Origin of the sequence: Flavobacterium sp., from assembly GCF_043722275.1 — a bacterium.
In the GTDB taxonomy this organism is placed as follows: Bacteria; Bacteroidota; Bacteroidia; order Flavobacteriales; family Flavobacteriaceae; genus Flavobacterium.
This window is the reverse complement of record NZ_JAYSPC010000075.1, coordinates 1-21,711: the sequence shown is the minus strand read 5'-3', so window position 1 is coordinate 21,711 and position 21,711 is coordinate 1. Positions and strand designations below refer to the sequence as shown.

The 21,711-nt window shown below is 33.2% G+C and carries 20 protein-coding genes; 13 read left to right on the top strand and 7 right to left on the bottom strand.

The window, feature by feature from the left end; genetic code table 11:
* Window positions 1-333: 333 nt before the first annotated feature.
* Together ACHZDT_RS10325 and ACHZDT_RS10320 are read right to left on the bottom strand one after the other, a co-directional pair.
* Complete coding sequence (locus ACHZDT_RS10325; protein WP_394774545.1) at window positions 334-708, bottom strand: DUF779 domain-containing protein; 375 nt, start codon at window positions 706-708, stop codon at window positions 334-336.
* A gap of 75 nt (window positions 709-783) precedes the next feature.
* The gene (locus ACHZDT_RS10320) at window positions 784-2,289 is read right to left on the bottom strand and encodes an aldehyde dehydrogenase family protein (RefSeq protein ID WP_394774544.1); all 1,506 of its coding nucleotides are present in this window, start codon (window positions 2,287-2,289) and stop codon (window positions 784-786) included.
* Between the two features lie 274 nt (window positions 2,290-2,563).
* Between ACHZDT_RS10320 and pheT the strand changes: the two genes are divergently transcribed.
* A complete protein-coding gene (gene pheT / locus ACHZDT_RS10315) occupies window positions 2,564-4,984 on the top strand; it encodes a phenylalanine--tRNA ligase subunit beta (RefSeq protein ID WP_394774543.1) in 2,421 nt (806 codons plus the stop codon).
* A 326-nt stretch (window positions 4,985-5,310) separates the two neighbouring features.
* Here pheT and ACHZDT_RS10310 read toward each other — a convergent pair whose 3' ends face one another.
* The 3 genes from ACHZDT_RS10310 to ACHZDT_RS10300 all read right to left on the bottom strand — a co-directional run bounded on the left by ACHZDT_RS10310 (window position 5,311) and on the right by ACHZDT_RS10300 (window position 10,388).
* Window positions 5,311-6,135: an N-acetylmuramidase domain-containing protein gene (locus ACHZDT_RS10310; RefSeq protein ID WP_394774542.1), complete on the bottom strand. Its 825-nt coding sequence runs from the start codon at window positions 6,133-6,135 to the stop codon at window positions 5,311-5,313.
* Window positions 6,132-8,294 (bottom strand): hypothetical protein, encoded by a 2,163-nt coding sequence (locus ACHZDT_RS10305; RefSeq protein ID WP_394774541.1) that lies wholly within the window; start codon window positions 8,292-8,294, stop codon window positions 6,132-6,134. The genes ACHZDT_RS10310 and ACHZDT_RS10305 overlap by 4 nt, the downstream gene beginning before the upstream one ends.
* A 78-nt stretch (window positions 8,295-8,372) precedes the next feature.
* Window positions 8,373-10,388: a hypothetical protein gene (locus tag ACHZDT_RS10300; RefSeq protein WP_394774540.1), complete on the bottom strand. Its 2,016-nt coding sequence runs from the start codon at window positions 10,386-10,388 to the stop codon at window positions 8,373-8,375.
* Between the two features lie 277 nt (window positions 10,389-10,665).
* Between ACHZDT_RS10300 and ACHZDT_RS10295 the strand changes: the two genes are divergently transcribed.
* From ACHZDT_RS10295 to ACHZDT_RS10240, 12 genes are all read left to right on the top strand, one after another.
* Window positions 10,666-11,097, top strand: a complete 432-nt coding sequence (locus tag ACHZDT_RS10295; RefSeq protein ID WP_394774539.1) for a hypothetical protein — start codon at window positions 10,666-10,668, stop codon at window positions 11,095-11,097.
* Window positions 11,098-11,723: 626 nt separating this feature from the next.
* Window positions 11,724-12,509, top strand: coding sequence for a sensor histidine kinase (locus ACHZDT_RS10290; RefSeq protein WP_394774538.1), 786 nt, complete (start codon window positions 11,724-11,726; stop codon window positions 12,507-12,509).
* Window positions 12,499-13,143, top strand: a complete 645-nt coding sequence (locus tag ACHZDT_RS10285; protein ID WP_394774537.1) for a response regulator — start codon at window positions 12,499-12,501, stop codon at window positions 13,141-13,143. Before ACHZDT_RS10290 ends, ACHZDT_RS10285 begins: the two co-directional genes overlap by 11 nt.
* 97 nt (window positions 13,144-13,240) lie before the next feature.
* Complete coding sequence (locus tag ACHZDT_RS10280) at window positions 13,241-13,939, top strand: DUF1826 domain-containing protein (protein ID WP_394774536.1); 699 nt, start codon at window positions 13,241-13,243, stop codon at window positions 13,937-13,939.
* 419 nt (window positions 13,940-14,358) lie between these two features.
* Window positions 14,359-14,514: a hypothetical protein gene (locus ACHZDT_RS10275; protein WP_394774534.1), complete on the top strand. Its 156-nt coding sequence runs from the start codon at window positions 14,359-14,361 to the stop codon at window positions 14,512-14,514.
* A 31-nt stretch (window positions 14,515-14,545) separates the two neighbouring features.
* Window positions 14,546-15,052, top strand: coding sequence for a PRC-barrel domain-containing protein (locus ACHZDT_RS10270; RefSeq protein ID WP_394774533.1), 507 nt, complete (start codon window positions 14,546-14,548; stop codon window positions 15,050-15,052).
* A 319-nt stretch (window positions 15,053-15,371) separates the two neighbouring features.
* Window positions 15,372-16,160: an SDR family NAD(P)-dependent oxidoreductase gene (locus tag ACHZDT_RS10265; protein WP_394774532.1), complete on the top strand. Its 789-nt coding sequence runs from the start codon at window positions 15,372-15,374 to the stop codon at window positions 16,158-16,160.
* 224 nt (window positions 16,161-16,384) lie between these two features.
* On the top strand, window positions 16,385-17,191 hold the full coding sequence (locus tag ACHZDT_RS10260) for a phytanoyl-CoA dioxygenase family protein (protein WP_394774530.1): 807 nt from the start codon (window positions 16,385-16,387) through the stop codon (window positions 17,189-17,191).
* Between the two features lie 154 nt (window positions 17,192-17,345).
* Entirely contained in the window at window positions 17,346-18,032 is a 687-nt protein-coding gene (locus tag ACHZDT_RS10255; RefSeq protein ID WP_394774529.1) for a CDP-alcohol phosphatidyltransferase family protein, read from the top strand.
* A 1-nt stretch (window position 18,033) separates the two neighbouring features.
* Window positions 18,034-18,465, top strand: coding sequence for a GtrA family protein (locus ACHZDT_RS10250; protein ID WP_394774528.1), 432 nt, complete (start codon window positions 18,034-18,036; stop codon window positions 18,463-18,465).
* 442 nt (window positions 18,466-18,907) lie between these two features.
* Window positions 18,908-19,414 (top strand): GNAT family N-acetyltransferase, encoded by a 507-nt coding sequence (locus tag ACHZDT_RS10245; RefSeq protein ID WP_394774527.1) that lies wholly within the window; start codon window positions 18,908-18,910, stop codon window positions 19,412-19,414.
* Between the two features lie 122 nt (window positions 19,415-19,536).
* Window positions 19,537-20,085 (top strand): HutD family protein, encoded by a 549-nt coding sequence (locus tag ACHZDT_RS10240; RefSeq protein WP_394774526.1) that lies wholly within the window; start codon window positions 19,537-19,539, stop codon window positions 20,083-20,085.
* Window positions 20,086-20,304: 219 nt separating this feature from the next.
* Here ACHZDT_RS10240 and ACHZDT_RS10235 read toward each other — a convergent pair whose 3' ends face one another.
* Together ACHZDT_RS10235 and ACHZDT_RS10230 are read right to left on the bottom strand one after the other, a co-directional pair.
* Window positions 20,305-20,688, bottom strand: coding sequence for a DUF3037 domain-containing protein (locus tag ACHZDT_RS10235; RefSeq protein ID WP_394774525.1), 384 nt, complete (start codon window positions 20,686-20,688; stop codon window positions 20,305-20,307).
* The gene (locus ACHZDT_RS10230; protein ID WP_394774524.1) at window positions 20,678-21,460 is read right to left on the bottom strand and encodes a HipA family kinase; all 783 of its coding nucleotides are present in this window, start codon (window positions 21,458-21,460) and stop codon (window positions 20,678-20,680) included. Before ACHZDT_RS10230 ends, ACHZDT_RS10235 begins: the two co-directional genes overlap by 11 nt.
* Between the last annotated feature and the right edge of the window lie 251 nt (window positions 21,461-21,711).

Here is a 21,711-nt window from a genome sequence, read left to right as displayed (position 1 = left end):
GTTTTTAAAGGTCACGTTTATCGTAGAGGCGCACAGCAGTGCGTCTTAGGTTAGAATTTTGAGCCTTTGATGTCATTCAACCGAAGACAGAAATCAAATCCCAACCTTTACGCATAGTAAACCCGACAGGTTTTTAAAACCTGTCGGGTTTAACAAACGGAGAAAATACAATATGGATAATTGGAACGTAGACGCACTGCTGTGCGCCTCTACAATCCGTCTTTGTGATTAAACCTTTGTTCCTTTGTGCCTCAAAACCTCTGAATCTTTGTCTTTGAACCTCTGAACCTTTCTCTTAGAACCTTTGAACCTTTGCCTCTTTGAACCTTTCCTTCACTCAATAAAACTAACCGGTTCTAAATCCTTTTCCTCTTCTTCCGTAAAAATTCGATATTCAATTTGAAATGTTTTCTTCAAAGGCGTTTCTAAGGAAAAACCGCCAACACCAAATGCATCAATTACTTTTAGGGTAAAATGTGCATGTTTCCAATATTGAAATAAATCTTTATCAACCCAAAATTCTGTATCTTCAATTGTGCCAATGCAAACATCACCCATTCTTTGGTAATAACCGCCTTTTTCAAAACATTGTGGCTGAGTTCCTTCGCAACAACCTCCGGCTTGATAGAACATTAGATCACCGTGTTTTTCTTTTAGAATTTTTATCAATTCAATGGCTTTGTCTGTGGCGTCAAGTCTCTTTATCATGATATTTTTCTTTAAATTAAATTTACAAAAAAAGGCAAGCCGAAACTTACCTTTTCAAACCAACATAATAACAAATTAAAAGAAACCTAATTTCTTTTTATCATAAGAAATCAGCATATTTTTTGTCTGACGGTATTGTCCTAACATCATTTTATGGTTTTCACGACCAATTCCGGATTGTTTATAACCTCCAAAAGGTGCTCCGGCAGGATATGAATGGTATTGATTGATCCAGACACGACCGGACTGAATCGCTCTAGGAACCTGATAAATTTCGTGTGCATCACGCGTCCAGACTCCTGCACCTAATCCGTACATGGTATCATTCGCAATTTCAATGGCTTCTTCGGTGGTTTTAAAAGTTGTAACGGCTAAAACAGGTCCGAAAATTTCTTCCTGAAAAATTCTCATTTTATTATGTCCTTTAAACAAAGTCGGTTTGATGTAATAACCGCCTTCAAGATCTCCGCCTAAATGATTTTCATCACCTCCGGTAAGTAATTCTGCTCCTTCTTCTTTTCCTAATTTGATATACGACATGATTTTTTCCTTTTGAACAAGTGAAGTCTGCGCACCAATCATAGTTGATTTATCTAACGGATTTCCGGCAATAATTGCTTCGGTTCTTTCGATAACTCTGGCAATAAACTTCTCATATATATCTTCGTGAATTAACAATCTTGACGGACAAGTACAAATTTCACCTTGATTTAAGGTGAATAAAACGGCACCTTCAATTGCTTTATCAAAAAAATCATCATCGTGATCTGCTATTGACGGAAAGAAAATATTTGGCGATTTACCACCAAGTTCAAGCGTAACCGGAATAATATTTTCGGTTGCATATTGCATAACCAAACGTCCTGTTGTTGTAGATCCTGTAAATGCTGCTTTAGCCACTTTTTTATTGGTTACTAAAGGTCGACCCAGTTCTGCACCAAAACCGTTTACGATATTTAAAACTCCCGGAGGAAGAATATCTCCTATTAATTCCATTAAAACTAAAATAGAAATCGGCGTACTTTCGGCAGGCTTTAAAACTATTGTATTTCCTGCCGCTAATGCCGGAGCAATTTTCCAGACTGCCATTAAAATTGGGAAATTCCACGGAATAATCTGAGCGATAACGCCTAACGGTTCGCTTAACGCAATGGAAACGGTTAGAGAATCCAGTTCTGCAATTGAACTTTCTTCGGCACGAATTACTCCCGCGAAATATCTAAAGTGATCAATCGCTAACGGAATATCTGCTGCAAGGGTTTCACGAATTGGTTTTCCGTTATCAATCGTTTCTACAGTCGCAATATATTCAAGGTTATCTTCTATTTTTTGCGCAATCTTATTTAGTAAAATGCTTCGTTCAGTTACCGAAGTTTTCCCCCAGGTTTTGAACGCTTCGTACGCTGCATCTACGGCTAATTCTAAATCTTCTTTACCTGAATGAGCGGCTTTTGTAAATATTTTTCCGTCAATTGGAGAAACAACATCAAAATATTCTCCTTTTATTGGAGCTGTAAATTTTCCGTTGATATAATTCTCATATTTTGCCTTAAATTCAGGTCTTTGCGCTATAGTACTCATAATAATAATTTTTTGATTCATTTCAAATTTACCTTCATATTATGAAACAGAATAGCACTTTTCGGTCACGTTATAGTACAAATATTACACATTCGTTTTTATAACTAACTTTTAATATTAAATTACCAAAATATTGGCTCAAAAACTACAAGATACTCATTTACAACGCCTTTTATTTAAAATAAAAACAGTATAAAAAAACCAAATAAATTGTTTCTTACTACACTTCGCAATCCTTATATTTGTATTCTTATACAAGAACAAAAAAGTTAACATGAAAATATCTTACAACTGGTTAAAACAATTTATTAAAACAGACTGGACATCTGAGCAAACTTCAGAATTACTTACGGATTTAGGTCTGGAAGTTGAAGTTGTCGAAAAATACCAATCGGTTAAAGGCGGTTTAGAAGGAGTTGTTGTAGGACACGTACTTACTTGCGAAAAACATCCTGATGCGGATAGATTAAACATTACAACTGTAAATATTGGTCTGGAAGCTCCTATACAAATTGTTTGCGGTGCAGCGAATGTTGCGGCGGGACAAAAAGTTCCTGTTGCTACTATTGGAACTGTTTTATATGATAAAGATGGTGCTGAATTTACTATTAAAAAAGGTAAGATTCGAGGACAGGAAAGCCACGGAATGATTTGTGCCGAAGATGAATTAGGTTTGGGTACGGGCCATGACGGAATTATGGTTTTAGCTGAAGATTTAGTTCCGGGAACTGCGGCATCTGAAGTTTTTCAGGTTGCAAATGATGAAGTGTTCGAAATTGGCTTAACGCCCAATCGTGCCGATGCGATGAGTCACCTGGGAACTGCGCGTGATTTAAGAGCGGGAATGCTGCAACGTGGTGTAAACGTGGAATTAATCACGCCATCTGTGAGTAATTTCAGAGTGGACATGCGTACATTAAAAATTGATGTAAATGTTGAAGAGCCTCTTTTAGCGCCAAGATATTGCGGTGTAACTATTTCAGGAATTTCTGTTCAGGAATCTCCGGCGTGGTTGCAAGATCGTTTAAAAGCCATTGGATTAAGTCCAAAAAATAATATTGTCGATGTTACTAATTACGTTTTACACGAATTAGGCCAACCGCTTCACGCCTTTGATGCTGCAAAAATCAACGGAAAGGTAATCGTAAAAACACTTCCTGAAGGAACTAAGTTTGTGACTTTAGATGATGTTGAAAGAACATTGCACAAAGAAGATTTAATGATTTGCGACGAAAAAGGTCCGCTTTGTATTGCGGGAGTTTTTGGAGGAAAAAAATCAGGAGTTACAGAAGGAACAACAACTATATTTTTAGAAAGTGCTTATTTTGATGCCGTTAGCGTTCGTAAAACAGCAAAAAGACATCAATTGAATACAGATGCTTCTTTTAGATTTGAAAGAGGAATTGACCCAACAATTACAGAATATGCATTGAAACGTGCTGCACTTTTAATTCAGGAAGTTGCGGGTGGAAAAATAACTTCTGATGTTGTGGAAGTTTATCCTAAAAAAATAGAAGATTTCTCTGTTTTATTGAATTTCAGCCATGTTTCTAAAATCATTGGACAGGAAATTCCGAAAGACACGATCAAAAAGATTTTGGTTTCTTTAGATATTAAAGTAAACAGCGTTTCTGATTCTGGTTTAGGTTTAACAATTCCGGCATACCGTGTTGATGTTCAACGTGAAATTGATGTAATTGAAGAAATTTTGAGAGTTTACGGTTATAACAACATCAATTTTTCTAAAAAATTCAATGCAACGGTTTCTAATTCACCAAGAACCGAAGATTATAAGGTACAAAATGTTATCGCAGCACAATTGAACTCACAAGGATTTCATGAAATGATGGCAAACTCTTTGACAACAGCGGCTTACGCAAAATTATCGACGGTTTTAAAAGAAGAACACAACGTTACAATGTTGAATCCGTTGAGCAGTGATTTATCTACTTTGCGCCAATCATTATTGTTCTCCGGTTTAGAAGCAATCTCGTATAATATCAACAGAAAAAATGCCGATTTAAAATTATTTGAATTCGGAAAGTCTTATCATAAATACCTTAACGGATACGAAGAACACAAACATTTAACTTTGTTGATTTCAGGAAACAGAAACAAGGAAAGCTGGACAAATACTCAAAAAACTACTGATTTCTTTTTATTAAAAGGATATGTAAAAGGTATTATAGCCCGTTTAGGAATTGAGAAAATTTCTAATGCTCCGGTTCGAAGCGATATTTTTTCAGAAGGAACGGCAATTTGCTACAACAATGATACATTAGTAGAAATTGGGGTTATTAAAAAATCAATCCTGAAACATTTCGGAATCAAACAAGATGTTTATTTCGCTGATTTCAATTGGGATTTGATTCTGAAAATTATCACAGGAAAAATTAAATATTCTGAAATCCCTAAATATCCTGAAGTTCGTAGAGATTTAGCGTTATTAATTGATAAAAATACAACCTACGAAAGTATCTTTAATCTTGCGAAGCAAACAGAAAAAGTTCTTTTGAAAGATGTTAATTTGTTTGATGTTTACGAAGGTGAAAAACTTCCGGAAGGCAAAAAATCGTATGCTTTGAGTTTCACTATTCAGGACAATACAAAAACGCTTACAGATGTTCAAATTGATAAATTAATGTCGAAATTGCAACAAACTTTTGAGACTGAACTTGGCGCTACATTACGATAAAATCTATCCTACTATAATTGCAAACCCGACAGAATTAAAAAGCTGTCGGGTTTTATTTTTTGTTTCATGTTTCAGGTTTGGTTTGTTTCAGGTTTCTTTTGTTTCAGGTTTGGTTTGTTTCAGGTTTTGGCTTGGGCATAATTTTACCGCAAAGTTCGCAAAGGTTTTTTTCTAAGTTTGTCGTTTAAGTTCGCAAAGCTTTTGTGTGCTGTGCGTATCCTGATAGCTATCAGGACTGTGAACTTTGCGGTTATAAAACATTCCCACAAACCTGAAACATGAAACAAAACAAACTAAAACTTGAAACCTGAAACTACCTCTCTTATTCAGGAATTAAATTTGGTGTAAGCTTTCATTAATTTGTCATCATATTTATTTGCCTTATATCCTGCACCATTATATCTTAAAGCAAAATCTGCCCATTTTTTGTTTTTTAGAAAACTTATCAGATTATTTTTTTTTAAAAACAAACCAAAAGCTTTGAGATGTTCGCCTTCGTTCAAATACATTTTATCTACAAATTTATCTATAGTTTCATATCCTATTGTGAGCGCATTAAAACCCATTATTTGATACAAACCCCAAGACACAGCGCATTTTGCCGCATCGCTGAACTTTTTGTCGACTCCTAATGATATTGCTTTTTCTAATCGTGCATATTCTGCTGTTCCTCCTAAATAGTAGGATCTTGTATATTTCTTAAATAAAATATCCTGACTATTATTGTTACTATAATCATTGGGATCAATATTTCGTTTTTCGAGTTCTCGCCAAAAAATATGTCCTTCAAATAAAATTTTCGGACGTCCGTCGACCAGAAAGCCCTTTCCTCCGCTTTCAACTTCATTAACGGCTTTAATAACCGCTAATTCCAGATTGTGTTCATTTGCAAAGTCAATTAAATTTTGTTCAGAAAGTAATTTGCTGTTGGACGAAAATCCTCCTTTACTTTTTTCAATTAGCATAGACCAGGTTTTTAAACCCACAATGCCATCTACAACTAAATTATTGGTGAGTTGAAAATCTTTTACGGCTTTATCAGTTTCGGCATCAAAATAATCAGAAACAATAACGCCGTATTTGAGTTCTTCAAGAAGTTCATTTAAGTAATAAACTTCAGTTGATTTTGTGCCTGATTTTATCGTTCTCATGACTTTTTATTTATAATTATTTTTGAAGATGCCAGAAAATTAAAAACATCGTTTCTGGAACTTATCAAATTGTCATTTTTATCAAAATAATTGACTTTATAAGATATCAGAGTGTTATTGTTCAGACTGTTTTTTATAATAAAATTGAACAGAATTGGTGTTGAAAATTCAGCTTTTAAACGTTCAATTGTAAATTTACTTCCCGTTTCCTGAACCGTCAATTCAATTGTTATTTTGCTTGTTGCTGCGCTTTGGCTTTTAATTTCAACCTGAATATATCTATTATAACTTGTTGATTGCGAAACGACCTGATTAAATTCTGAACTAATATTTTCGATATTTTCGAAGTCGAAATAAACACTTTTTAAAGCATCCGTAGTTGTTGGATTAACAGCCGTAAATTCAAGAAACTTTGTATCATTACTAATCAATTCCGGATAATTCTTGAAGAAAGTGCTATTTAAATAAGTGGTGTTTTGATTGTAAACCATCAAAATAGAATTGAGTTTGCAATTTGAAATTGACTGATTGTTGATTTTTATTTTTTTGCCGTCATTATCAATTATTGCTTCGACAATTTCGCCAATTGTATTTTCGATATTGAGTTCGATCACACTTGTATCTTTTATTTCCTTATGCTTAAAATTGATATTCGCATATTGTGTAATTGTATTGTTTAACGCATTAATCATGATACTTGCTTCAGATAAATCTTCGGTTGAAAGATTGAACAGAAAATGTTTACCATCTGTTGCAATATCAGATTTCTGCAAAAAATAATTCCCGCTCACTTCGTATTCGGCAGCAATATCATTCGGAAATAAAAATTGAACTTTATCAAAATACTCTGTTATATCGCCATCAATAAAGTTATTATTGAGCAATGCGATTTTTAATTTGGCAAGATCAAAATCAGAAAGATTTGGACCAATGGCAAACTGAAAACTAATTTTCGAAATCTCTTCAGATGTACTTGTTCCATCTTCATACGCATGAAAAATTGTCGAAATACAGGGTTTCATCGTATTTAAATCTTTTGAAAGGTTATAAATCTTCGAAATCAGCAAAAATGTATTGGGCTGAACCATAGATTTATAAATCGAAAGTTTATCAAAATTAAATCCCGAAACAAATATTTGCTTGAACTGAGAAAAGTCTTCATTTAAATTGAAAGGATTATTTATAAATCCGCCATCGATCGTTTTATACAAACTTGTCGCCGCATTTACAGAAAGCGGAAAATTTAAAGTTTTATTGATTTTCAACAGAAACGTACTTTTTACAAATTCTTCCTGATCTCCGGCTTTTATATTATTTTCTTTTTGAATATCAGCGATAACTCTGCTTGGTGCAATATTATTTATCGTTGCTGATTTCACCATTAGCGGACTATTTATAAGTGTTACTTTTGGTTCTAGCAATGATCTGGTTGAAACTAAATCTTTTTTAGTGATGTTTTGGCTTCTTAAAACCGTAAAATCCCTTGCAAACAAAAAGTTCCTTTTTACTTTTGAATATCCTTTAAAATCAAAAAATAAATCAACGTTACATTTCATATCGCTAATGTTTGAAACAAGATTCATAAAGGCAATTTTCACGGCTTCATCAATCAAATCAAACTGAATTTCCTGTGTTGTTGTGTTTACAATTCCGTTGATTTTAACGGTATCATGATTCACTTTTAAATTTAAAATTGCCTCTCTTAGGTTTAAAGCAATATTTTTTTGGTTTGCTTGTAAAGGTTTGGTTTTGATACTGTATTTTAAGGTTACTTTTCCCGCTAATCCGCTTTTATTTCCTGATTTATCAAGTATATTTTCATAATAAAAAATAGTTCCGTTATTAGGTTCTGTTTCTATTTGAGGAAAAAATAAGGTGATTTCATTTTTAAAATAATCTTTAAAGGAATCATTCTCTGTGATCGCATTATCTCCTTCAATTAAAGGAAAGTAAGTTTCAAATATTGGAAAACCAATTATAACAGGGATTGGTTTTATATCTATCGAATGAATTATAGGATGTTCTATAACTGTAAATTGTGGTTCTTTTTTTACTGTTACAGCCGTAAAGGAACTGCTGGGTTTTGATGGTTCAAGATTGAACCTGTTGATAGGAACTAATCTTGTTCCTTCAAGCTTAAATGTATTTAAATCTGGCATGATTGTTCGGTTTTAGGATTTATGATTAGAAAACAAAAGGGACAAAAAATGTCCCCTTTATCTATTGTATCAAAAAAATTACTCTGAAAATGCAGCTCTGATTTTTTCGATATCAGCGCTTTGTGCCGCAGTTCCTGCTGGAATTTCAAATAAAACATCCCCTTCTAAATAATCAATTTTTTGATAATCTGTTGAGACGGAAACCTTTTTGGCTTTTTTGCCAATTTTACCGTTACAAGTATATTTTACTTTGTATTCTGTTGGTTTAATGGTATAATCTAATTCATACCAAGATCTGTACGGAATCGCATCTTCGAAATTATCTGCTGTAAATTTGAATTTTTTCGAGGACATTTTATCTACTTTAAGTGTCACTTCAAGCGTATCACATTCATAAAGCGCTTCGGTCGATAATGTATAATTGGTCATATTCATCACCGGAAGCGGCACGAATATTTTAGTTCCTTCAAACTCAAATTCCCTAACGCTGTCTTTCAATTTGATGCGTTTGTCTTTTTCGTACATCACTTCCTGACGTACTTTAATTTTACTTGAACCGTTATTTTTTACAAAATCAAAAACAAATGCATTTTTCTCTCTCGATTTATCGTTCCAGGTTGCAGGGAAAATAGCATCAATTTCTTTTCCGGATTTACTTGTGTTTTTCACATATGGAGTTCCTTCGGGAGCAATCATTCTTCCTGAGCTTTTCCAAACGATTTTTCCTTTAGAATCCGGATAACCAACTTCTATAGAAACCTGACTTACAGGACTATCATTAACAATATCGCTGTCTTTATCCAGTTTGATTAATCCTCCGTTTAGAGATGCAATAACCTGAACTTTTTGGAAATCTTCGTCAAGCGGAACTTCTACAATATATTGCTTCAGGTCTTCTTTTGCTGCCGGACCTGTTTTTAAGGTCAATGGAGTTAAATTTCCGCTAATTTTTGAATCTAAAACTTCAATTGCTGAGAATTTTATTTCATCTGTAAATTGAACTTGTCTAATTTGAGTTCCGGATTTCAGGCTTACTCCTACGCTTCCAATTCCGAAAAGGATTCTGAAAAATCCTCCTGGTTTTTCTGGTGTTGCTGCTGGTGTAAATTGTTTTTCCGGCGCATCAAATATTTCTTTTTGAACTAATTGAAAAGCAAAATCTCTTTGTTTTGTCAAAAGTGCTTCTTCTACTTTTTTTCTTTCGTCATTTGTGAATTGATTATCGGTAATAACCTCACTTATGATTCCTCCGGTAGTCAGAATTTTTTCATATTCATGTTCCCAGTTTACATCTACAAATGACCAGCTTACGTTTGCTTTTGCCGAAAAATAAGTATGTACTTTTTTTACATCTATAGTAGTTTTAATTGTTGTAGTGGGCAGGTAACCTTTGTATTTTATGTTATTTTCAATCACAAGGTTATTCGTTCCTGCTTCCAGAGCATTTTTTACTAACGAAGCACTATTACGCCCCATTAAAATCGAAAATGCATTATCGCCAAGTCCAAAAGTACTTCCTGCGCCTTCTCCCTGAATATTAAAAGTCCACGGATTTGCTCCGCCAAAAGGATTATTAGGTGATTTTTCGCCTACAACGTGCATTGAAATTCTGTTTTCGGTCAACTGAATTGGTCTTACATTAGTTTCATTAAAATCTCTGTCAACTCCTTTCAAAAAGGAGAATAACCCAAAGAGTTTTGATTGTCTTTGATTACTATAGTTTGTTTGAAGCGTGGTTTTTAATTTGTCAATTGCTTTTTTTAATAATGCTTCAGGCAAATCAATTGTACTTGTTAATGTGGTGTAAGCTCCGGCTTCTTCTTCAAGTCCTTCAGCACCAATTACAGTTGAGGAATCTGCTTCACCTTTAAAAACCTGCATCGAAAATTTAAATCTTCCGTCCGGATGTTTTGAAAGTCTCGGATACTTTGGATAATAGTAAAATTGCATTGGCAAACCAGCATCTCTTAATAACATATTATTAGGATCTGGTGAAAAAAGTACTGCGAAATCTGCTCCGTCTTCTTTTTCTAAAAGAATTTCTACTGTACCGGCTCCTGCATGAGGATAACCTAGTGGGGTTGGTTGTGACATAATTTAAAAAATTTTAGTTATTACTTATTAATGTTAATGCTCATATTTATCGTCATACAAATGCTTAAAATGAACGATGTAAAATTCATTTTTTATAAATTACTATGAAACAGCACTTTAACCCTATTTTTTGAATAAATTTACCCTATGAAAAAAGGGTATATTTCCCCTTGTTAACTTTGAAGCTTTAAAATAATTTTGACCCTGAGTTTTTATTTAAAACTTTATGAAACAATAAATTAACCTTTAACCATTAAATGATTTAAATTTTAAGATTATGAAAACAGAACCAGGAAAACCCACTCAGTTAATTACTAAAAAATTCGGTCAGGAATTACATTCGAACTTTATGAGGTACAGAGCCAGCATAATTGCGAAATACATTAAAAAAGAAGATTCAAATGCTGTTTGGTTTTCTATAGAAGAACTGGAAAATTACATCCATTATATCAAAACTAAAGGCGAAAAAACGGGTTATACTGTAAACGGAATCCGCTTTTATTTTGGAGTATATCCTGAAGACAGAAAATATGAAGATAAAGCAGGTTTAATGACTTTGTTTTTAACAGCAACAGGCAAAAAAAACCGAATTAATACTACAGGTATTCAGACTTTTGCTCTTGTTCGCGAAAAGGAAGATGCAGATATATCGACTATTGAACCAATGAATTATGGCAGTATTGGAAGACCGCCTGAATTAACATATTAAAAAATTATGTTTGAATTTTTACGATTTTATATTGTCTACTTAGCTTTATTTTCTGGAAGTATCGGATTGATTTCACTCCATAAACTTCCCGGTAAAAAAGCTAAATTATTAGTTGCTTTAATATGGTTTTCGGCTTTGGTAGAAGTAATTGGCTATCATTTTACTGAATGGACGGGCATACTTAATTATTATGTATTTAATTTTTACATGTTATTTAGTTTCTCCGCCTATATTCTTCTTTTAAAGAGCCTTTTACTCAAAATCCATAGTAAAACAGTTGCAACATTTGGTTTGATATTATTTATATTTTCTTTTTTTCTGAATATCCTATATTTCATAGATGATATAAATCATTCGTTTATTTATAGTTTTGCAATTGGAGTTCTGATAGTTATGATATTATCTTGCTTATATTTGATAGAAATTTTTAACTCGGACAAGATATTAAATTTTAAAAAATCAGTGTTTTTTTGGTACATCTTAGGCATTCTGATCTTTCATGTGCCTTTTTTACCTTTTATGCTAGCTTTAAAATGGTTTCTGATCAAACATGATGAGTCCATATTTAGTTTAGTATTATTTATTTTGAATTTTCTAACGCATAGTTGCTTTATTATTGGATTTTTATGGAGCGAAAAGAGGTACAACTATTAGTCATTTCATTAGGTATTGTTTTTTTTACTTTACTGGTTATTCTGCTTGTCATTTTCTTTTATTTTTTAAAGAAGAAGAATACTTATTTGGTCGAAAAAATGGAATCTGAACTGTATTTTCAATCCGAATTAGTCAAAACGAGAATTGAAATTAAAGATCAGACTTTAAGCGAAATTAGTAAGGAATTGCATGATAATATTGGACAAATTGTGTCTGTTGGTATTATGCAGCTCAATATGTACATCAAGAGCGGAGAGCCGGTTCTTGAGACAGAATTGACTGACCTGAAACAAATCCTGGCTAAATCATTAGATGAAATCAGAATTTTATCCCGAATCATCAATAAAGATAATTTACTGCAAACCAATTTTATAGAAGCAATAAAACAAGATTTAGTGCGAATAAAAAAGCTTAAAAATATCCAATTTAATTATAACTTTACAGGAGAAATTCCTTACATTAATGAACAACATGATTTATTTATTTACAGGATTTTTCAGGAAGCATTACACAACAGCCTGAAACATTCTCACAGTGATTTATTTGAAGTAAATATTACGACAACAGAGACTGTTTTTTTATTAAAATTTAAGGATTTTGGAATTGGTTATGATCCGCTTACTATAAATTCCGGAATTGGATTAAACAACATGAAATTAAGAGCTAAATTAATTGGAGCCACATTAATTATGCAATCAGACCCAGCAGGAACAACCGTAACCTTAGAATATCCTTTAACAAAACTCAATGAAACCTAAAAACAAAATTATTATTGTAGATGATCATTTGCTATTTTCTCAATCACTACAGCTTTTGATCAATAGTTTTAAAGATTTTGAAGTAATTAATCGCTTTGAAAATGGAAAAGTATTCATTTCGTACTTGCAGGAAAACATCGACTCTGATGTTGATTTAATTTTACTTGATGTAAATATGCCTGTTTTAGATGGCGTAAGTACGATGAAATGGATTAAGGAAAACAGACCTGAACTTAAAGTTATCGCACTATCTGTAAATGATGATGAAGAGATTATAATTAAAATGCTGACTAACGGTGCCAAAGGTTATTTACTAAAAGATACATCACCGGAAATATTTAAGGATGGGATGATTTCGGTTATTGAAAAAGGTTTTTATTTTACCGAATTAGTCTCGGGAATGCTCGTAAAAAAAGCCAATAATGAATCTACAAAAATCAATTTAAAAGACAAGGAACTCATTTTTATAAAACACGCCTGTACTGAAAAAACATACAAGGAAATTGCCTCAGAAATGTGTCTGAGCCCAAAAACAATCGACGGTTACAGGGAATGTTTGTTTGACAAATTAGAAATCAAAACCAGAATAGGCTTAGTTTTATATGCTATTAAAAACAAAATTGTCTTAGTTTAATCAACTAAGACAATTTTGTTTTGATACTTAACCTTTACTAATTTACTATTACATAATTTTGTAATGCATGAAGCAACCAGCTTCTTAATATTACACTATGAGCAATACATTTTCTGGCAATAACCAAATAGGAACAGTATCTTCTTTCCCTGAGCTTATACATACGGATTTCAAGGGAGAAATGAATGCCCTATGCTGGCACAGAAATCTAAATGGTGATTTTAACGAGATTGTAACCCAGTTATCTATAAAAGAAAATATAACCGAAGTTCATCCTGAAGATCTCATTGCGCTCCAATTATCCGAAAAGGGAAATATAGCAAGGGAAATAATCTTAAATGATTTACAATTATTAACTGATTTTGGCGCTTCACCCTCACTTAATTTACTGAAGTGTTATGAACGTGATGAGGAATTTGATTTCATTTCGACCGATGTATATTCGTTTCATGTTGATCGTTCGCCCATTGCAACAGATACTTTTTTATGTACTTATCACGGAGCGGCAAGCGATATTATTGCTAATTCGCAAGCAGAGCAAAAAATCCTTATTCCGGAAATCCGAACCAAGTTAAAAGAGCTGTATGACGGACCACCAGAAGAATTCGGAAACTTTCTGGAGGAAAATTATTTTGATTTGCATTATCAGGTAAATCCGGATGCAGCACCTATTAATTTAGGATTAGGGCATCTTTGGCGACTGGCCGTAGATCATCCAAAACAAAAAGTGCTGCCTTGTATTCATAGAGCACCAATAGAAAATGAAGGCGAATATAGGTTGTTGTTGATTTGTTAAGGAGATTCTAGGGAAAATGATGTTTTGCAAAGTTGGTTAATACTTTATAAAAAAAGACACGATTTCCATAATGTTCCTTACTCAAATAATAAAATAACCCTTTGGGTGCAATTAAGTTAAAAATACAAACTGTATAAATTAGAACGCGGATGAAACAGATTTGCTTTGCAAAAACGCAGATTTTTTTATAAAATTTAAAAAAGATCTGTGTAAATCCGCGTCTTCGTGATAACGAATCCGTTAAATCCGCGTCGAAATATATGTTTTTTTTAATTACACCCAATGGGTTAAAATAATCTTCTGAATCAATCTACTGGGAATTGTGTAACATACTGCTGAAATTAAATACTTCTAACGCTGCTTTCATTTGTATCTTTAATAGTAAATAAAAACTATTTTATAATCAAAAAAAATGTGTTATGGCAGAAATTAAAATTGAGAAAAAGAAACCGATATGGCCATGGATTGCCTTAGTGCTAATCCTTGGAGCAGTTATATACTACATCTATTTTACAGATCATGAAACTAGTAGTGAAAGCACCACACAAACCGAAACTAGTACAAGTGCACAATAACCAGAAGTAGATAATTATTTATAAAGAAATTATGGAAAATAAAGACAAAAACTTATACAGACTGGACGAACTATCTAATTATAAAGTTGCTTCAAATTATTCTGATGTAACAGGATGGACGATCGTAGATGCTGACAACCGTACAATAGGCAAAATTGATAATCTTTGGGTTAATAAAGATATGCAGCGCGTGGTCTATCTGGATGTAAAATTAGATAAAGGTTTAATAGATGACAAGCATCATGAGGTTCGTGATGTTATAGCAAACGACAATGGAAAAGAGTTTGTCTATAATGAAGGAGACAGCCATATTATTATACCAATTGGATCTGTAAACATAAACAAGGACACAAAAATTGTTATGGCTAATAGTATAGCATATGATACCTTTAGAAACACAAGCAGATATAACAGACAGCATAATTTTGACAGGGAATATGAACGAAGAGTAATGAAATCTTATTATCCTGAAAATGATCCGGGTTATGATAGTAATGATGATGCTTTTTACAACCGCAGGGAATTTGACAACCACTAAATGTTGATTGACCAGATTATATTATAAAAGCTGTTGGATATTAACAAAAATGCATAACAAAAAGCTCCCAAATCTATGATTGGGAGCTTTTTGTTTGTACCCCTTACTGAACAATTTCTAACCCGATCGCTTGGGTATACGCAAAAAAAAGGCACCGATTGTATTCAATTGGCGCCTTTTGGCTGTGTGACCTCGACTGGACAAATTTCTATGTATTTTATGAAAGATTGAAGTTCCAAAGGGAGCAGACGCTACCATATGAAATTTTGCACACAACGGTTTACAATTAATCTTTATATTTGAAGATTAAATTAATGAAATGAGCGAAAAAACTAAACCGTATGCCTTAATAACCGGAGCCAGCAAAGGCATTGGGAAATCTATTGCTTATGAATTGGCTAAACAGGGTTATCCATTATTGCTTGTTGCAAGAAGTAGCGAGGAATTAAAAGTCCTATCCGATGATCTTCAGGTTAAATACGGTATCAATGCTCCTGTGTTATCGATTGATCTTTCGGTAAATGGTGCATCGCTAAAAGTAACCAATTGGATAAAAATGAATAACTATCCGGTTGGCATTTTAGTTAACAATGCCGGTTATGGTGTGTGGGGAGATTTTAGTCAGTCTTCTTTAACGGATCAGCTTGGAATGATGCAGCTTAACATGAAAGTAGTTGTAGAACTTTCGCATTTATTAATCCCCATACTTTCACAAGAAAAACAAGCCCACATTTTAAATATAGCAAGTACTGCGGCATATCAGGCTGTACCTACGCTCGCTGTTTATTCGGCTACAAAGGCTTTTGTTTTATCGTTTACCCGTGCCTTACGTTTCGAACTCGCCCAAACTTCCATTTCAGTTACCTGTTTTAGTCCGGGTCCGGTTGATACTGGTTTTGCTGCAAGAGCTGGTTTAAACCCTTTTAACAAAATGGCTGAAAAGTTTAATATGAAGCCTGATGAAGTTGCAAAAACTGCTGTAAAAGCTATGTTCAGCAAAAAATCAGAAGTTATTCCGGGTTTTACGAATATCATTTCGGTTTATGCCAACCGTATATTACCAAAGGCATTTATCGAAAAAACGGCTGCCGGCATTTATAAAATTTAATTTTTTTCAAAAAAAAATAAAAAAATATTTTTTGCAAAACAGAAATTATATTATATTTGTTTTAATATCTACTAATTCTATAGAGTATGTCTAATAAACGAAATATTTTTAATTTTCCTAAAGGTCAAAAGCACACAGATACACGAATGTGTTGCTGTTGTTGCTGTTGCTAATCTTTTAGATAATTACAAACATTATTATTTCATTTATTAAATCTATTTATCATGGTATCTTCTTATAAAACCTTTACCCTTACTGATCAATTAACTGATGAGCAAATTAACTTTTTTAACGAATATGGCTTTATCCATTTCAAAAAATTTATAAATCCGGAAACTGTTTCATCAATTATCGATGCCTCGAAACAAGTGGAGCAAAATTGGATTGGCAATGATCTTCAAAAAGTAAATGGTGTTCCCATTAAATATGGAAAAGATCTAGATGGATCTCCTATTGTACAACGTTTTGCTTTTATCAATCAGCATCATCAAACCTTAAGCGGTCTTTTGCTTGATCCAAGATTTAATACTTTATTACCATTGGCAGGCGACGGCGCAAGATTAGGTACTGAAGAAAAAGACGGAATGGTTTTCAATCATTATATCAACGGGCCAGAAAGTAAGTTTACTAAAATGGGCTGGCATACAGATGGTGTGAGAGACATTTTTTATGGTGCAAAATTAAACCCAATGCTGAATGTGGGTATTCATTTAAGTACTTTAAAACCAGAAAACGGCGGACTTAAAATTATTCCGGGAACTCACAAGCAAAGTATTTATCAAATGCTTTTTCGTAAAAAGTACTTTTTAGATAATAAACCCGATCCACAGGAAGTTTCTATCAATCCGGAAGCTGGAGATTTAACCATTCACGATGGCCGTTTGTGGCACAGAGTTGCAGAATCATCTATCCGTGGCGAAGAAAGCAGAAGAAGAGTTATTTATATTCCGATTATCGCAGGAAAATATGCTCCTAAAAATGAGAACAGCCCAACGGTTTTCTATCAACGTTTTGCAGGCATTGTTAAATAATTATGCTTATTGTCCTCGCATTTAGTTATCTGGTTAGATCAGGTAAACTAAAAAGAACCGCTAATTCTTTTAAAAATACGCATAGAAAAATAAAATTAAAAATCGTAAAACTAGAATTGACTATACTATCAGGCTTACAAATATTGGGTTATTAATGGAAAAAGAAACACAAATTGAAGGTCATAGTGCAATTGTACAAAGAACATTTTCTGACCGTAAGCGAACTAATATTTTAAAAAAAGCAGAACAGTTAACGATTGTATTTTTGCTGCCAAAGGTGCCTAAATTCATTTCGCCAAACTTACTTACTTTAATTGGTACGCTTGGTTCTGGATTGGTTTTTTTAGCTTTTGTTTTAGGAACTTATGTAGCAAATCGGTATTTGCTTTTGGGTATTATCGGTTTGATTATAAATTGGTTAGGTGATTCTTTAGATGGAAGATTAGCGTATTATAGAAATATTCCACGCCGTTGGTATGGTTTTGCACTTGATATTATTGCCGATTGGATTGGTATTGTACTTATAGGCTTTGGCTACTACATTTATGCTAAAAATGGCACACAAATAGTAGCTTTTGCTTTTGTAGTATTGTATGGCTGGTCGATCATTATCAGTCAGTTACGCTACAAAATTACAAATGAATACAGTATAGATTCCGGTTTTGTTGGTCCAACAGAACTTAGATTTATTATTGCTTTCATTTTAATTATAGAAGTTTTATTTCCTGGATCAATTACATATTTGGCCGGTTTAATCACTATTATATTGTTTATAATCAATATTATAGACAGCTTAAAGCTTTTAAAATTGGGAGATTTAAAAGATAAAAACCAAGACTGATATGTTCAGCAAAAAATCCATTATAACTTTTCTGCAAGCCCAAGTTGCGGCATTTTTAGGCGGCATTACTGATTATGGCTTGATGATTTTATTGACAGAAGTATTTAAACTGCATTTTACCTTTTCTATTTTAATCTCCGGAACCGTTGGCGCAATTATCAATTTCAGCATCAATAGATTTTGGGTATTTAAAAATCAATCTGATTATAGCAATCACATCAATAGTCAGCTTTTTAAATTTGCGTTGGTTGTATTGGGAAGCATTTCCTTAAAATCATTTGGTACGCTTATTTTGCAAAAAGTATTTCAAATCGATTACAGAATCGGAAGGTTAATCACGGATGGTTTTGTTTCTTATGGATTTAATTTTCCACTGATTAAATATTGGGTTTTTAGGGCAAAAGAAAAACAGATTAATCCAGAAAGTAATTAGAAAAATCCGTTTTTATCAGCGTTTTCGCTTTAGCAAATCAGTAAAATCAGCGTCTAATTTTGACGCGGATAAAACAGATTTACTTCGTAAAAACGCGGATAAAAACGGATTTGATTGCAATGATTTTATTTTTTAAAAGCTTAACTTAATTTGTTGCTCTAGCTAAAGCACGATGTCATTAAGTTAAGGGGAAATCTATAAAATTACTTAACAGTTTAATCAAGAAAGTAGTTAGAAAAATCCGTTTTTATCAGCGTTTTCGCTTTAGCGAATCAGTAAAATCAGCGTCTAATTTTTGACGCGGATAAAACAGATTTACTTCGTAAAAACGCGGATAAAAACGGATTGATTTGCAATGATTTTATTTTTTAAAAGCTTAACTTAATGACATTGAGCTAAAGCAGGAAACAATTCAAAATATAACCACAGTATAAATATTATCATGATCGCAAAAGCAACATTACAAGACGTTACCGCATTAACAACGTTAATAAACTCAGCGTATAGAGGCGAAACCTCTAAAAAAGGCTGGACAACCGAAGCTCATTTATTAGAAGGAAAAAGAACTACCGAAGAGGAATTATCTGAAATCATTTTAGATTCTAAAAATACATTTCTGAAATTTACAGAGAATGACCAGATTATTGGTTCGGTTTTATTGGTCGTGAAAGAACATCAATTGTATGTGGGAATGTTAACAGTTTCTCCTGAATTACAAAATAGCGGAATAGGGAAAAAGATGTTGGCTGAAGCCGAAAATCATGCTAAAACTTTAGGTTTATCCTCGCTTCTAATGACGGTTGTTTCGGTTCGTGCTGAACTTATTGCGTGGTACAAACGTCATGGTTATGTTGAAACTGGCGAAAGGGAACCTTTTCCTTCAAGCGATATTCATATTAATATTTCAAATGAACCTTTAGAATTTATATATTTAGAAAAAAGAATCTAAGTTTTTTTTTGCCACGAAGACGCGAAGACGCAAAATTTTTTTTACCATATAAGTGATATAAGTTCATTTAAAAGTGGGGTTAAAATATATATGGAAACTGAAGTCCTATAAAATATCAATAAATGAACATACGCCTTTTACCTAAAAAAGATACTATAGCTTCTATTTGGAGTGGTGGATTGACATATGAATATATGATATATCCGGAAACAGCAAAGTATACTGATAGAGATTTTATATTCAGAATAAGCAGCGCTACAATAGAGAAAGTTCCTTCAGGGTTTACTAACTTTAAAGATTATCACCGATACTTAATGATGCTTGATAACCAACTAAATATTGAGGTAAACAAAGAAGAAAAAATATATAAGAAATATGAAATCATGGAATTTAATTCAGATGATGAAGTGACTTCTTATACAAATGGTACTGATTTTAATTGGATGGTTTCTGAAAAAATTGCCCATCACAAACTAAAAATAACCCATAGTAATCAGAATTGTGCTGCTGAAATTATCATTTTATTTTCTTTGCATATAACTGTTATAAAAATTAATGAAAAGCCATACTATCTACAACCTCATGATTTATTAGTCATTGAAAATCCAAAAAAGGAAAATATAATAGTTCATTTTTCTAATGAATGCCTCTATGGAATATTGGATTTTTAATCCGAAAATTTAGTTTTATTTGTTTCAGGTTTCAAGTTCTACCGCAAAGGGTTACGCAAAGATTCGCAAAGATTTTTTAATCGCGCAAAGTCGCAGAGGCGCAAAGAAAAATAAAAACTTTGCGACTTCGCGAGATTTTTTTAAATATGTTAAACGCGCTAGTGTGCGCCTCTACATAAAACCTTTGTTACTTTGAACCTCTGCACCTTTGAACTTTCCTTAAAGAACTAACTCTTCAAATAATCTATGAATCGTTTTTTCTAAATCCTGAGACAATCCTGTGTGCGGTCTGGAAGTTTGAATTGCCGAACTACGAATTGCAGTCAGCCATCGAAAACGTTCCGGAATATCCATTTCGCCAATTGGTCCGCCATCTTTGGCTCCGTTTACGATTTTTTCTAAAGCGGTTATGTTACAATGCAATTGCTCAATATCAAAATCATCTGATAAAGTTTCGATTTTTGCATCGTTTATGTGGTGTAATACTTTTATAAATTTGGCTTTTTTGCAAAACAAAATGATTCCGATATTCAGGAATTCTTCGCGTTCTACTCTTGGTACAACACGAATTACGGCGTACTCATATAAGTGACTATCTTGCATTGTACGCTTGGTTTACAAAGATTTCGGAATTATTTAATCTGGTTTGTAGAAACTGTAAGTATACATTTCGCAAAGCTTCGGGCGTTTCATCAGTTTCTTCCCATTTTAGCCATTCTTCCGGAATCGTGTTTACAATTTCTTCAAGAATTTCTGGTGTTAAAAGTGCTTTATATTCGGCATCAACTTCTTTTAAAAGTGAAGCTTGTGGCAATAAAACGTGATCTTTTATCAATGCAAAAGGACTTTTGGCATGTTGTTCCCAATTGTTCCAGGAATGATGAAAATACAAACATGCGCCATGATCGATAAGCCATAATTCCTTGTGCCAAATCAACATATTGGTGTTTCTAAACGTACGATCTACATTTGTAATATATGCATCTAACCAAACAATTTGTGAAGCTAATTTTGGGTCGACAGTTGTTACAACAGGATCAAAAGTGATTGCGCCTGATAAAAAGTGTAGTGCTAAATTTAATCCCTGACTTCCTTGCAGTAAATCCTGAATTTCTTCATCGGCTTCGCTTCTTCCAAAAGCCTCGTCAAGATTGGCAAAAACCAATTCGGGAAGTTGCAGTTTTAAGGCTTTAGCAATTTGTCCGCCTACTAATTCGGCTATTAAGGCTTTTACGCCGTGACCGGCTCCTTTGAATTTCAAGACGTATTTAAAATCGTCATCGGCTTCTGCTAAAGCGGGTAAAGATCCGCCTTCGCGCAATGGCGTGATGTAACGTGTAACATTTACCGTTCTGAGATCGAAATTGTTTTTCATAGATACAAACTTACGGATTTTGATTTTAGAATTTAGATTTCCAATTTTAGATTGTTGCTTCATTAACCGTTATGATTGCAAAACTTTATGCGAAAAATGTACGCGGATGAAACGGGTTCGCTAAAGCGAAGACGCGGAAAAAAACGGATTTTTTATTCAAATATTTTAAGTTTGTGGTGATCGCCATTTTTGTCATCCTGAGCGGAGTCGAAGGCGCGCCAATAAGAATGTGGGCTTCGACTTCGCTCAGC

Bases quoted from the DNA above. Each gene is read 5' to 3' on its own strand.
- ACHZDT_RS10325 (WP_394774545.1), bottom strand. From the start codon at position 708: ATGATAAAGAGACTTGACGCCACAGACAAAGCCATTGAATTGATAAAA.
- ACHZDT_RS10320 (WP_394774544.1), bottom strand. From the start codon at position 2,289: ATGAGTACTATAGCGCAAAGACCTGAATTTAAGGCAAAATATGAGAAT.
- pheT (WP_394774543.1), top strand. From the start codon at position 2,564: ATGAAAATATCTTACAACTGGTTAAAACAATTTATTAAAACAGACTGG.
- ACHZDT_RS10310 (WP_394774542.1), bottom strand. From the start codon at position 6,135: ATGAGAACGATAAAATCAGGCACAAAATCAACTGAAGTTTATTACTTA.
- ACHZDT_RS10305 (WP_394774541.1), bottom strand. From the start codon at position 8,294: ATGCCAGATTTAAATACATTTAAGCTTGAAGGAACAAGATTAGTTCCT.
- ACHZDT_RS10300 (WP_394774540.1), bottom strand. From the start codon at position 10,388: ATGTCACAACCAACCCCACTAGGTTATCCTCATGCAGGAGCCGGTACA.
- ACHZDT_RS10295 (WP_394774539.1), top strand. From the start codon at position 10,666: ATGAAAACAGAACCAGGAAAACCCACTCAGTTAATTACTAAAAAATTC.
- ACHZDT_RS10290 (WP_394774538.1), top strand. From the start codon at position 11,724: ATGGAGCGAAAAGAGGTACAACTATTAGTCATTTCATTAGGTATTGTT.
- ACHZDT_RS10285 (WP_394774537.1), top strand. From the start codon at position 12,499: ATGAAACCTAAAAACAAAATTATTATTGTAGATGATCATTTGCTATTT.
- ACHZDT_RS10280 (WP_394774536.1), top strand. From the start codon at position 13,241: ATGAGCAATACATTTTCTGGCAATAACCAAATAGGAACAGTATCTTCT.
- ACHZDT_RS10275 (WP_394774534.1), top strand. From the start codon at position 14,359: ATGGCAGAAATTAAAATTGAGAAAAAGAAACCGATATGGCCATGGATT.
- ACHZDT_RS10270 (WP_394774533.1), top strand. From the start codon at position 14,546: ATGGAAAATAAAGACAAAAACTTATACAGACTGGACGAACTATCTAAT.
- ACHZDT_RS10265 (WP_394774532.1), top strand. From the start codon at position 15,372: ATGAGCGAAAAAACTAAACCGTATGCCTTAATAACCGGAGCCAGCAAA.
- ACHZDT_RS10260 (WP_394774530.1), top strand. From the start codon at position 16,385: ATGGTATCTTCTTATAAAACCTTTACCCTTACTGATCAATTAACTGAT.
- ACHZDT_RS10255 (WP_394774529.1), top strand. From the start codon at position 17,346: ATGGAAAAAGAAACACAAATTGAAGGTCATAGTGCAATTGTACAAAGA.
- ACHZDT_RS10250 (WP_394774528.1), top strand. From the start codon at position 18,034: ATGTTCAGCAAAAAATCCATTATAACTTTTCTGCAAGCCCAAGTTGCG.
- ACHZDT_RS10245 (WP_394774527.1), top strand. From the start codon at position 18,908: ATGATCGCAAAAGCAACATTACAAGACGTTACCGCATTAACAACGTTA.
- ACHZDT_RS10240 (WP_394774526.1), top strand. From the start codon at position 19,537: ATGAACATACGCCTTTTACCTAAAAAAGATACTATAGCTTCTATTTGG.
- ACHZDT_RS10235 (WP_394774525.1), bottom strand. From the start codon at position 20,688: ATGCAAGATAGTCACTTATATGAGTACGCCGTAATTCGTGTTGTACCA.
- ACHZDT_RS10230 (WP_394774524.1), bottom strand. From the start codon at position 21,460: ATGAAAAACAATTTCGATCTCAGAACGGTAAATGTTACACGTTACATC.